The sequence below is a fragment of the Campylobacter magnus genome (genome assembly GCF_028649595.1).
Classification (GTDB): Bacteria; Campylobacterota; Campylobacteria; order Campylobacterales; family Campylobacteraceae; genus Campylobacter; species Campylobacter magnus.
Window position 1 is genome coordinate 120,603 of record NZ_JAQSLK010000004.1, and the last position, 13,030, is coordinate 133,632.

Below are 13,030 nucleotides of genomic sequence, written 5' to 3' on the forward strand. Positions count from 1 at the left end.
CTAGAATTCCTACACCAAAGCTTTAAAAGCTTATCCCAGCCCTTAGCATGATTTCATATTGATTATAAGCTCTTGCTTTTTCATCACTTATGCTAATGCGAAAAAACTTATTGCCCTTGCTAGCACCAAGAGCAACGCCACCATAAAAGCCTTGCTTCTCGCTTCTGCTTGTATTTGCTAAAAACTTTTGATTACTAGCTTCAACAAAGCTTAGATTTTGATTTATATCTTTGTTATTAAACTTTCTCCAATAAAAGGCAAAAAGGCTAGCATTAAAGCGCCAGTTATTATTTAGCTCAGTGTTATAAACTAGATTTGCGCCCAGCCAGCCCCTGCCAAAGTGCGTGGTCTTTGCCTCGTAGTTTTTTGCCAGAGCTCCGCTTTGAGAGAAGCTATCTTGCCTTATCACGCTATAATCTAGTAGCGCAATAGGCGTAAAATTAAGGTTCTCGCTTAGCTTAAAGCTTTTATAAACGCCGCCTTGAAAGTTAGCAAAGTAGTTTTTGTAGTTTGCATCACTTTTTGCGTTGCTTAGATATTTTATGCTTTGTTCATAGCGGTTAAAGCTCATACCAGCACTAGCCCCCAAAAGCACGCCAAAGCTATCAAAATTGTGATTTAGGCTAAGCCCTAGGCTAAACATATTTGATCTGGTGTCGCTTAGATCATCCTCAGTCTTTGAGTGAGATAGACCGATGAAGCCACCTAGCAAGGTGCTATCACTAAGAGCTTTTTTGGCTTGCAAATCTAGCAAATAAGAGTTTTGCTTGTAATTATCGTGGTCGGTGTGGCGGTAGGCTATACCTGCGCTAAGTTCTGTTTTTATAAACACATCATCAACCTTGCCTAGATACTCATCGCCAAAGGCTGCTGTTGGCGCAAATACAGAACTAGAAGTATTTAGTGAGCCAAGCGAGCTAGCTGGATCCATTAAAAATAGAGCGTTTTTGATAGTTAAGTCTTTTTGCATTGTATCAATAGAGTCTATGTTTGTGTTTGTTGGTGTGTTTTTCATAGCATTTAGAGCGTCGCTAAACTGCTCGCTAGGCAAGTTGTCTAGCTGGGCTAGGGCAGCGGTGCTCTGTGGACTTAGAGTAGCAGCATTATTAAGCAAGCCTTGAAGTGCTTTTATAGGAGCATCAGGACTGCTTGGAGCGACTGGGGCAGCAGCTAAAACAGCAGCAGCTACTGCTTGTTGCCCTGCTAGTTGCTGAGCAGCTATTTGCTCTGCTTGGTTGTTTTGGTTGTTTTGGTTGTTTTGGTTGTTTTGGTTTTGGTTGTTTTGGTTTTGGTTGTTTTGGTTTTGGTTACCTGCGCCGGCGTTATTATTTTGGTTATTATCGCCGGTGTTGCCACTTGGGTTTTGTGGCTGGTTAGGCTGCTCTTCTGGTTGGGTTGGTTGGCTAGGTTGAGTTGGCGTGCTTGGTTGAGTTGGCTGAGCTGGTTGGCTTGGGTTAGTTGGTGTGTTACCTGAACCACCTTGCGAACCAGAGCCTGAACTGCCGCCACCTTGTGAACCACCAGTGCCAGTGCCGTCTGCACCACCTGAGCTATCACCACCATCTGGTGGTGTTGGTGTTGGCTGCTTTACTTGCCCTTTATCTAAGCCTCTGCCTTGTTCGTTACCATTTCTTTCTCTGGCTATAAAGCTTTTTCCGTCTTCTTGCATATCAAAAGCTAATAAGTTTGTAGAAAGTGCAGAAATTTTAAAATTTCCAAATTGCTGAACTAGACCATCGTCCAAATTTACAGTTATTGTTTCACCTTTTTGAATTAAGTTATCAGCATTGTGTAGTGGCACATATTGCAGCCCACCATCTTGTATATCATAATTTTTGGCAATAAATTTACTATTTAAATCGCTTTTAGCAAAAGCAATTTGTAATATAGCATTAGATCCCCTTTGACTATATTCCCCACCTACTCTTAAAGTATCGAGGCTGCTAGATGAGTCTTTGTCATCGTAAAAACCAGCTCTTACAATACCATAGTTTATTAAATTGCCTTCAATTTTACCTATACCTCTAAGCATAGCATTGTTACTAATATTTACATTGTTATTTACTGTGCCTTGTTGCAGTGTAAAAATGCTTGAATTTTTAGCAAATACAGATGAACTTATAAGTTTTCCGCTCAGTATTAACTCACCATTATTTATTATAGTGTCTCCTTTGTAATCACTATTACCACTCAAGAGTAGTGTGCCATCACCATCTTTTTTTATACCTATTTGAGTTACATTTGGTAATTTTATTGGTTTACTTACAGCATCTTTTTCATGTGTGTTATCTTCCCATAATCTTTGAGAGATGTTATTGCTAAAAATTACTTGACCATGATTTTTTTCTATATTCAATGTGTAAAGAGCTTGTTTAGAATTTTCAGAATCTATATCTTTGTCGCTCATACGGTTGGCATCAAGTTTGCCGATACCACCCATAGCCTTACCTATATCTAAAATTCCTTGTCCAAAAACCTCTTGCCAGCTAGCTTTTTGAATCCAGTTATATTCTGGGTCTTTAAATTGATTTATATTACTAGCTTGAATAGCACCCCAAGATTCTCTCCAATAATATCCCTCTGCGTCTAAGTCTTTTTCAACTTGAGCCGTATCTACTTGACCATTCTTCATTGGGATTTCATTATCATCTAAATAGAATACGGTATAATAAGTTTTACTTTTTAAACCTTCGCCAGTAGTAGTTTTCTTTACGATTACTTTTGGCTTTTTGAAATTTTGATTTGCGGTGCTTAGTAAAACATCGGCAACCTGGTTTGGTTTAAGAAACGGAAATTTTTCTTGTACCAAAGCTGCCGCTCCTGATACATAAGGCGTGGCTTGACTTGTTCCACTAATTGCAATAAATTCGTTTTTATCTGTTTTGCCTAGCACATCACGCAAACCATAAGCAGCATTTGCTGCTATGACATTATTGCCAGGTGCCATTAAAGCATAATTTATTGAGCCTTTAAATCCATTGCTAAATAAAGGAACGCTTGCTCCATTTAAAACAAGTTTATCGCCATCTTTTTTGATTTTATCGCTATCAACAGCCCCAACAACTAAAAAAGAACGCAATTTCTCATTATAAGAAGGTAGCGTAGCAAACAAACCAGGAGAGCTCATACCTTCATTTCCAGCAGCAAAAACCACAAGAGCTTTATTTTCTTCTGATATTTGTACTAAACTTTTTATCTCTTTTGACTTGTAAAAAGCTTGTTCTATCCAGGAATTGGCATCAGTAGATATATACAATGGATGATAACCCATTTCTCCGTCCATGCCAACTAACGGATAAATCTTAGAATTCCAGCTATTATTTATAACACTTACTCCATTATCCATAAAATAAGAATATATTTTATCTGATGAAGGTACTTCAATGTCCGAGTTGCTTCCAGTTGTATTTCTACCAGTAACTTGTAAGTTATAACTTGTAGCTCCGTAAGCCACACCATGTGGAGCATCATTTCCTAAGTTATTTCCTACTATAATGCTTGTTACATGAGTACCATGTGTATCTACTGTGTAATCTGGCTTATAAGTGCTTCCTTTATATTTTGAAAACATTTGATCGTTTACTTTGCCTTGCAAAAGACTTACATCATCTCTAGCAGCACCGTCTATAACGCCAATCTTTACGCCTGAGCCTGTTATACCCTGATCATAAGCTGCGCTTGCGTTTATCAAGTCTAAATCTTTTTGATTATTTGCCCCTAGGGCTATACTAGCACTAATTGCTATTAAAAATACTTCTTTTTTCATGATTTTACCTAAAATTGTGTATTGATAAATTTTACTATCTATAACTTTAATAAAGAATAAAATTTATAGGGTAAAATCTAGAATTCCCCCAGGAATTCTAGATGGAATTCTAGACGGAATTCTAGAATTCCTAAGCTAAATTTTAGAATTCCTTAGCAAAAAGTGGCTAAACTATTTTTTCATAGCCTTTTCTATTTCGCTCATTTTTGGATAGACAAAGCGAGTATGACGCTCTACTCTTACTCTTTCAGGCTCATCACTAGCCACTGCTGTGATAGTAATATCCATAGGCGTATCATGCATACTCTCTTCTATAAGGCGTTCTTTTGTCTCCAAAATAACGACTATTTTGCGTTTTGCGCCTGCTTCTAGCTTGATCTCGTTTTTTGGTCTTACAAACTCTATTCTTGGCTCGCTAAGGCTAAATGTATAAGAATGCGCTTTATTATCTGTATTTTGGATAAGGAAGGTATAGGCGTTTTGTACTCTTATTTTTTCACCATCAGCTACGATGTGATATAGCTCGGTGTTGCGGTTTATGTTTAGTAGCATGTTTTCTTTTTTAGTACTCATAAAGCCAAGAGCTATAGCAAATGCTAAAATAATCACCATATAAGCAATAGTTCTAAATCTAAAATACTGAACTTTCTTGCCAGTATCTAGCGAGTGTGCAGAAGTCCATGAAATCAGGCTTGGCTCGCCCTTTTTGCCCATTACAGCAGCACAGGCATCAGAGCACTCAAGGCAGTTTATACACTCAAGCTGCATACCACGGCGAATATCAATGTGCGTAGGACACACAGCCACACAGGCCTCACAGCCTATACACTCGCCAGCTACCGGCTTTTTGCCAAGCTTTGCAGCACCATCAAACACGCGTCCGCCACGCCTCTCATCGTAAATTACTTGTATGGTATCGTGATCAAACATCGTGCTTTGAATGCGAGCATAAGGACAGACATAAATGCAGAAATTCTCAGCCAAAAAGCACACATCAAAGATAAGAAATAGCGCAAAGCCAGTTACTATACCAAAAAGCAGTTTATGCTCGGCTGGGTTTTGAAGATAAGCAAAGAAATCCTCAGGCGGCACGAAATACCAAAGCAGGTTGCTAGCAGCCACAAAGGCAATCAGGGCAAAAATCGCTATACTTAGAGCCTTGCGAACTGGATAGTTTTTGCTTGGGCGTTGTTTGTCTTTTATATTGCCACGGATTTTAAAAATCTTAGTTTGCAATAAATCTCTAAAAATCACCCTAAATATCGTCTGCGGACAGCTCCAGCCACACCACACACGACCACCAAGCGTAGTCATAAAGAAAATACTAAGAAAGAAAATCACCAGCAAAAATGGCATCAAATACAGCTCTTGCATATCAAAGCTAGTAAAGAGAATGTTTAGCTTTTTGTGATCAAAGCTTAGCAAGAAAAAGTGGTTGCCATCAATGCGGATAAAGGGCAGAACTAGCGTTATAATCGTGATTAAGGCGTAGGTAAAATAGCGTTTTTTTGCGTAAGTCATAGCAAATCCTTTAAAAAAAATCTTGACATTGTAGCAAAAAAAGACTAATTTTGTTGTAATAAAGTTACTTTTTAATGTAAAATAAAAAATGGGGTAGAAAAATCTACCCCTGCTACTAAGCAAAAAGCCTCTTAGAAGCGGCTTTCATAACGGCGTAGCATATAGAGCCTTTTAAGAATTTTCTTACGAGCTGCGATTTTTTGTTTTTTGCGAATCTCAGTCATAGGCTCAAAGAAGCGGCGTGCGCGCACTTCTGTAACCACAAGATTGCGGTCAGTTTGCTTTTTAAAGCGACGATAAGCCTCGTCGAAGCTCTCGTTTTGATGAACCTTTACACCTGGCAAAGAACTCACCACCTTTCTTTGAAAAAATGAGTGCGGATTTTAGCCTTTTTTAGCTTGATTTTGCCTTAGGAATTCTAGATTTATCCTTAGGAATTCTAGATTTTTAGCTGTTTTTGCTCTAGGAATTTTAGAATTCCTTTGTTTTTCTGGGGGTTGGGGGGGGGTTCTTTTTAGGAATTTTAGATTAGGAATTTTAGAATTTTACTTAGGAATTCTAGAATTCGCCTTAGGAATTCTAGAATTCCCAAAGCTTATAGCGCAGAAGCAATTAGCTCAATAGGGTTTTTGCATCTTAGCTCGCTGCTAGCTAGATTTAGCGAGTTGTTTAGCTGCATTTTACACGCTGAGCACTCGGCACTTACGACATTTGCACCAGCTTTGCTTAGTGTATTTGCCCTGCTTAGCCCAGCAGCCCTTGCTAGGTGGTAGTTTTGGCTTTGCGTAGTTACTCCACCAAAGCCACAGCAGCTAGTCTCATCGCCAGAGTTTTTTAGCTCAAAAATGCGTGAAAGCAGCGCTCTTGGCTCGCGCCAGACGCCTTGCATTTTTCTTGCGTGGCAAGGGTCGTGATAGACTAGGGAGAGTTTTTCTTTGCCGGCTGTCTTTTGCTCCAAAATCTGCTCTAGATTAGTAAATTTCACAAAATACTCAGTCGCCAAATAGAGCTTGCTCATCACCTTTTTAGCTCGCTCTTTCCAGTGCTCATCATGCTCAAAAAACCGCTCGTAGTCTACCTTTAGCATAGCAGAGCAAGTAGCCTCTGGGCAGATTATAGCCTCGCAGCTTTCTAGCACTTTTTCAAAATACGCAATATTTTTTTTCGCATTTGCCTCCACGGTGGCAAAATCGCCGGTAAAATACGCAGGCGCAGCGCAGCAAACTTGCTTTTTCATAAGATGCGCTGAAATGCCAAGCTCTTTTAGAATTTTTAGCAGACCCTCTCCGGTATCAGTGTAGGCGTAGTTTGCCATGCAGCCTATAAAAATGCCAACTTGGCGTTCACCGTTTTTTATTATCTCAGGGTGAGAGTTTAGAAAAGATTTTTTGCTAGGATTTGGCAAAAGGCGCTCTTTTTTTAGCATAGGTAGAGCGAACTTTGGCTGCATTGTATCATTATCATGCTCTCTAAATCCGCAGCTTTTAAACACATAGCCAAGGCGAGCAGCAAAGTCCATGACCCAGCGGTGGCGCAGCAGGTAAAAAAACAGCCTTTTATACCACGAAATTCCGTATTTTTGCGCTAGATCAAAGCGGACATTTTCTATCATTTCATCCACTGGTAGCGAAGCAGGGCAGGCCTCCACGCAGTTTGTACACAAAAAACAGCTCTCAAATATGCTCTTTGCGTTCTTATCAAGCTTCATCTCTCCACGATTATACGCACCGATGAGGTCTAAAAATCCCCTTGGACTTCGCACCTCATCGCCACTGATTTTAAAAATGGTGCAATTTGGCTTACACTTACCGCATTTGACGCACATATCGCTAATAGCACTAAAATCAAACTTTTGCATAACTTTTCTTTGAAAAAAATTTTAGCAATTTTAGCAAGAATTGTTCAAACCAGCCTTAAAATAATAGATTTTTTTAAAAGTAAATTCTAGGGAATTCTAGTTTTTTAGGGGTTAGGGGGTATTTTTTATTTAGGAATTTTAGGAATTCTAGATTTTACTTAGGAATTCTAGAATTCCCTAGCGTTTAAGCGTAAAAATCGCTCTTTGGAGCGTAAAAGCCGCTTTCTTTATCATAGGCGATAGATACTTTTAGATCTGGCACTTTTTCAAGTCCGCCAAGGCTTGCCATTTCATCTATAAAGCCCTTTGCGTATTCATACGCCACGCCTTTAAAATCAGCCGGCGTAGAGCTATTTGCTACGCCAACTTTAAGCAAATCAAGTGCCTTTGTGCCGTCCTTACCTACAAACTCGCCATTTTTAAGGCTAAAATCCCTTAAATCAAGCCCAGTAAAATCAGCAAAATTACTCACAGCTCGCCATTTATGTAGGCTTTCTTGCTGGCTCTCATCGCTTAAAACTCCATTATTTTTTAGCGCAAAATAAAATAGCTGCCTTGCGTTTTTGCCACCACCAAGCTCGTTTAAAAGGCTAGCTATTTTGCCGTTATTATCGCTATTTTCGCTGCCACTTACCACCGCTTTCATTTCATAAATATCAAAGTCTATTAGCAAAGCGCCGTTATTTTCTACGCCGTTATTTGCTAGAAGTTTGCCAAACTGCGCTGAGATAGCACTTTGGCGCTCTTTATTTAGGCGATTTTCTTCCTCTTCAAAGCTCTCGCCACCTTGGACTATGCGTGGGTCAGCTAGGTTTGAGATCTTCCCAAACATACTCATGCTAAGCTCGTTTTCATACATAGCAAAAAGCTCTTTATGTTCGTCCCAACGCCATTTGAAAGTTACAGCGTTATACTCATCGCCAAAGTATTTTTTCTTTAATCCAAGCTTTAAGCTTTCTTTGTCCTTATATATCGCGCGGTTTGCGGCGGCTGTGTCGTTTAAATGCTCTTGTAATTTGCGGATTTGCCCTTCTACGCCTTTGCTTGGGTCGGTGCTATTAGCGTTTAGCTCATCGCCATTTCGCAGCTCCATGCGCTTAGCGTAGGTATCAAGGGGCTTATCTACATTTAGCCTGCCTTTTACATTGTAGTAGTTGTAGTATCCTAGTTCTGCCATTTTCTAGTCTTTTTAGTAAATTCTAGATTATATATCGGCAAAAAAAAATAAAGTTTAGGGAATTCCAGAATTCGCTGTGAATTTTTTATTTTGCTCCAAAATTTTATCCAAAACTGCTATAATTTTCTCAAAGGATAAAAATGAGTGGATTTGTTCTTTTAGGCGTGTTGTTTTTTGCTGCTGGTATTTTGGCGTTTGCTTTTAAGTATTATGATAATTTAGAAAAAAAAGATATAAAAACAGCTTGGTTTAGTGCTTTTGCTGCTGTGGGCTTGAAAATAAACGCATCTTCACCCACAGCCGCAGCAGCAAAAAGCCAGTCTATTAAATAAAGGCTCCAAGATTTTTTAACTATTTTTTGCGTTCGCAGCGTAGCGCTAGCCGTGGAGGAGCGTCTGCGGCAGCAGCTGCGAAAATTTTTTGGCTGAATTTCAAGCGATAGCGAAGAAAACTGCCAAAAAAGTTTTCGCAGAGCGACTGGGCTGCGCAAGCTGTGAGCGTAAAAAAGAGTAAAAAAGCTGAGCCAGCCTATTTAACCAGCCTAACAAAACACCCTAGCAAAGATTTTATCTACATTTTTGGTGTAGTAAGAGTAGTCAAAACACGCTCTAATCTCATTTTCATTAAGCTTAGCACGCAAATCCTCATCGCCAAGCAGATTTTGTAAAAACAAGCTCTCGCCCTTGTCATTTAAGGCACTTTTGCCTTGCTGCAAATCAGCCCAGACCTTCATAGCATTTCTTTGCACGATTTTATAGGCATCTTCACGGCTTATCTCACGCTTTGGCAGCTCCAAAAGCACGCGCTGAGAAAACACTAGCCCACCGGTTAAATTTAGATTTTTCATCATATTTTCAGGATATACGACTAGGTTTTTAATTAGCCCTGTAATGCGCCCAAGCATGAAATCAGCGGTGATAAAAGCATCAGGCAGGATAAAACGCTCCACTGAGCTATGGCTGATATCCCTTTCGTGCCACAAAGCGACATTTTCTAACGCTGGCGTAGCGTAGCTTCGTATCATGCGGCAAAGCCCTGTTATGTTTTCGCTTAGAACTGGATTTCGCTTGTGTGGCATGGCTGATGAGCCCTTTTGCCCTGGGCTAAAATACTCCTCAGCCTCATAAACTTCGGTGCGCTGATAGTGGCGCACAGCCACAGCGATTTTCTCGCAGCTACTAGCTAGGATGGCTAGGGCGCTCATTACCTGAGCGTAGCGGTCTCTTTGGATTACTTGATTTGAGGCTGGGGCGCAGTCTAGTCCAAGCTCAGCGCAGACTAGCTCTTCTAGCTCTAATGGTGCGTGAGCGAAGTTTCCCATCGCTCCACTGATTGCGCCTACGCTGATTACCTTTTTAGCGTGTTCTAGCAGCTCTTTTGCTCTTTTTATCTCATCATGCCAGATAGCAATCACAAGCCCAAAGGTTATCGGCTCTCCGTGAATTCCGTGGCTGCGGCCTACCATGAGCGTGTTTTTATGCTCCATTGCCCTTTCTTTTAGGGCTGTTAAAAACTCGTCAATGTCGGCTAAAATTAGCTCCAAGCTTTCTTTTATTTGCAAAGCGGCGGCGGTGTCTATACAGTCGCTACTAGTCATGCCATAGTGAACAAAACGGCTCTCATCTCCCAAGCTCTCGCTCACGCTTGTTAAAAAAGCGATCACATCGTGCTTTGTGGTCTTTTCTATCTCATCAATGCGTGCTATGTCAAACTTAGCATTTTTTTGGATTTTCTCGCAGTCCGCGTCCGTGATAAGCCCTAGCTTATTCCACGCTCTAACGGCTGCAAGCTCTACCTTTAGCCAAGCATCGTATTTTGCCTGAATGCTCCACTTGCTTTTCATGGCTTCTCTTGCGTATCTTTCTACCATTTTTGCCCCTTTTTGTGCTGAGTTTTTTAAAATTTAGCTAAAATTATATTAAAATCACGCTTTAATTTTACTTTTAAAGGATAAATTTGGGCTACGAACTTGTAAAAATCGGCTTTGCCAAAAACGAGCGAGTATTTAGCGCATTAAAGCGCCTTGGCTTTAGCATGAAAAAAGCGCAAAATCTCTGCGATAAAGGGCGAATTTTGAATAGTAATGACGGAATTTTGACAAAAAATCAGCTTTTTAGCGGCGAGCTTTTTATGATTGATTATATTTGCTATCCCAAAGGTTTAAAGCCAGTTTTTGAAACAGACGATTTTGCCGTGTTTGAGAAGCCTAGCGGCATTTGTTCGCACCCAAATGGCAGAAATAGCCCTTATAATATGTATGATGAGATTTGGCATTTATACGGAAGAGAGGCTTGCGTGGCGCATAGATTAGATGCTGAGACTAGTGGGCTTTTACTTGTAGCAAAGAGCAAAAACTCAGCAAAAGAGCTAAAAGCACTTTTTGAAGAGCGAAAGGTACTAAAAAGCTATCTTGCTCTCGTTCGTGGGGATCTGCGCAGTGCAGGGCTAAGGCAGTTTTGCGCTGAAAATTTTGACGAGTTTTTTGGCAAACTAGAATTCCTAAGTGATTTTAATGGCTTTGTAATCGATAAAAGTATGAGCCTTGGGCCTCTAGCTGGGCATACAAAGCAAAAAATGGAGATAAATCCAAAAGGCAAAAGGGCTGTTACTTTGCTAAGAATTCTAGAATTCCTAGAAAACTCCACGCTTGTAGAATGCTATCCGCTTACTGGCAGACAGCATCAAATCAGGCTGCATTTACACAGCGTAGGACACGCAATCTTAGGCGACCCACTTTATAATCTAGAAAAAAGCGATATAGAGAGAATTCTAGATAATAAAATGAGTGAGGCCGAGCGAGTGGCAAAAACAGGCGCAAAAAGGCTAATGCTACACGCAAAGGGCTTGGTTTTTGATTTTAGAGGGCAGCATTATGAGATTTTCTCAGCTAAGGAATTCTAGAATTCCCTAGAATAAATTCTAGAATTCCCTAGAATAAATTCTAGAATTCCCAAACCTTGTGTCATCACCCGGCTTGACCGGGTGATCTCTGCGCTAGGGAATTCTAAAATTCCGTATAGAGATCCTCAGCTCAAGCTGGGGGATGACACAGAACACGCAAGGCGGGGATTTTTATAGAGATTGCTTCGCTTCGCTCGCAATGACGGAATTTTGACGGAATTTTAAACGGAATTCTAGAATTCCCTAGCTTTTTAGCGCAGGGTTTTGGCTTTAAAAAGATATTTAGATAAGCATAAATTGTTATCAATAAAAATTATTATTTAGAAAATATTTTATAAAAGCTTAGTATAATTTCGCAAATCAAATTTAAAGGAGAATAAGATGAGTAAAATCTTAAACACAGCAAGCGGCAATCCAATCGGCGACAATCAAAACAGCCTTACAGCAGGCCCTAGAGGTCCAGTATTGCTTCAAGACTACATGCTACTTGAAAAACTAGCATTTCAAAACAGAGAAAGAATTCCAGAGCGCACAGTTCACGCAAAAGGCTCTGGCGCATACGGCGAGCTAGAAATCACAGAAGATATCAGCAAATACACAAAAGCAAGTCTATTTAAAAAAGGCGAGAAAACTAAACTTTTCATCCGCTTCTCAACAGTAGCAGGCGAGGCTGGTGCAGCGGACGCTGAGCGTGATGTTCGTGGCTTTGCCATTAAGTTTTACACAAAAGAAGGAAACTGGGATTTAGTGGGAAATAACACTCCAACTTTCTTTATCCGTGATGGATTTAAATTCCCTGATTTCATCCACAGCCAAAAGCGTGACCCTCGCACAAATCTTCGTTCAAATAACGCAGCGTGGGATTTTTGGAGCTTAAATCCTGAGACAATGCATCAAGTAATGATTCTAATGAGTGACCGCGGAATTCCAGCTAGCTACCGCCATATGCACGGCTTTGGCTCTCACACTTATAGTCTTATAAATGATAAAGGTGAGAGATTTTGGGTTAAGTTCCACTTCAAAACTCGCCAAGGTATCAAAAACCTAACAAACAAAGAAGCTGCTGAGCTTATCGGTAAATGCCGTGAGAGCCACCAAAGAGATCTATATGAAGCGATTGATAAAGGCGATTTTCCTAAATGGGATTTTAAAATTCAAATCATGACAGAAGCACAAGCAAAAGCGTGCCCATTTAACCCATTTGATCTAACAAAAGTATGGCCACACAAAGACTATCCACTAATTCAAGTTGGTGTGATGACCTTAAATAAAAACCCTGAAAACTACTTTAACGAAGTAGAGCAAGCAGCATTTAGCCCAAGTAATATAGTCCCAGGTATCGGCATAAGCCCTGATAGAATGCTACAAGCTAGAACTTTTAGCTACCCAGACGCACAACGCTACCGCCTAGGTGTGCATTATCAACAATTGCCAGTCAATAAACCAATTGTAGAGGTAAATAACTCTTACCGTGGTGGTAGCATGAATAATGGCAGCTACAATGTAGAAAGCGGTGTATACTACGAGCCAAATAGTTATAATGGACCTACTGAGGATAAAAAATACCTTGAGCCAGCTTTGGCAATTGAGGGTGCAGCTGATAAATACGATCAACATGATAATGATTTCATGGGTGCAATCGATCTATATAAAATCTTGCCAAGCGATGAGAAAGAAAGACTATACTCAAACATCGCTGAGAGCATGGACGGCGTAGAGCAAAAAATAATTGATAGAGCACTTGGACTATTTGAGCAAATTAGCCCAGAGTATGCTAATGGCGTTCGTAAAGCGCTAGGCAAGTAAT

Annotated in this window: 9 protein-coding genes; 3 read left to right on the forward strand and 6 right to left on the reverse strand. The window is 40.2% G+C overall.

Features of this window, described 5'->3' with window-relative positions:
• Window positions 1-22: 22 nt before the first annotated feature.
• From PTQ34_RS06140 to PTQ34_RS06160, 5 genes are all read right to left on the reverse strand, one after another.
• Window positions 23-3,766 (reverse strand): S8 family serine peptidase, encoded by a 3,744-nt coding sequence (locus tag PTQ34_RS06140; protein WP_273932651.1) that lies wholly within the window; start codon window positions 3,764-3,766, stop codon window positions 23-25.
• A gap of 171 nt (window positions 3,767-3,937) precedes the next feature.
• Entirely contained in the window at window positions 3,938-5,287 is a 1,350-nt protein-coding gene (ccoG, locus tag PTQ34_RS06145) for a cytochrome c oxidase accessory protein CcoG (protein WP_273932652.1), read from the reverse strand.
• A gap of 131 nt (window positions 5,288-5,418) precedes the next feature.
• On the reverse strand, window positions 5,419-5,631 hold the full coding sequence (rpsU, locus tag PTQ34_RS06150; RefSeq protein ID WP_273931231.1) for a 30S ribosomal protein S21: 213 nt from the start codon (window positions 5,629-5,631) through the stop codon (window positions 5,419-5,421).
• Window positions 5,632-5,882: 251 nt separating this feature from the next.
• Complete coding sequence (locus PTQ34_RS06155; RefSeq protein ID WP_273932653.1) at window positions 5,883-7,145, reverse strand: (Fe-S)-binding protein; 1,263 nt, start codon at window positions 7,143-7,145, stop codon at window positions 5,883-5,885.
• Window positions 7,146-7,329: 184 nt separating this feature from the next.
• On the reverse strand, window positions 7,330-8,322 hold the full coding sequence (locus tag PTQ34_RS06160) for a DUF4885 family protein (protein WP_273932654.1): 993 nt from the start codon (window positions 8,320-8,322) through the stop codon (window positions 7,330-7,332).
• Window positions 8,323-8,462: 140 nt separating this feature from the next.
• Here PTQ34_RS06160 and PTQ34_RS06165 point away from each other — a divergent pair, with 140 nt between their 5' ends.
• A complete protein-coding gene (locus PTQ34_RS06165; RefSeq protein WP_273932656.1) occupies window positions 8,463-8,654 on the forward strand; it encodes a hypothetical protein in 192 nt (63 codons plus the stop codon).
• A gap of 209 nt (window positions 8,655-8,863) precedes the next feature.
• Here the strand turns inward: PTQ34_RS06165 and purB are convergent, their stop codons facing one another.
• Window positions 8,864-10,192: an adenylosuccinate lyase gene (purB, locus tag PTQ34_RS06170; protein ID WP_273932657.1), complete on the reverse strand. Its 1,329-nt coding sequence runs from the start codon at window positions 10,190-10,192 to the stop codon at window positions 8,864-8,866.
• Window positions 10,193-10,278: 86 nt separating this feature from the next.
• On the opposite strand from purB, the gene PTQ34_RS06175 reads away from it, so the two are divergent.
• Both PTQ34_RS06175 and PTQ34_RS06180 read left to right on the forward strand, forming a co-directional pair.
• Window positions 10,279-11,223, forward strand: coding sequence for an RluA family pseudouridine synthase (locus PTQ34_RS06175; RefSeq protein WP_273932658.1), 945 nt, complete (start codon window positions 10,279-10,281; stop codon window positions 11,221-11,223).
• Window positions 11,224-11,604: 381 nt separating this feature from the next.
• A complete protein-coding gene (locus tag PTQ34_RS06180; RefSeq protein ID WP_273932659.1) occupies window positions 11,605-13,029 on the forward strand; it encodes a catalase in 1,425 nt (474 codons plus the stop codon).
• Window position 13,030: the final 1 nt, after the last annotated feature.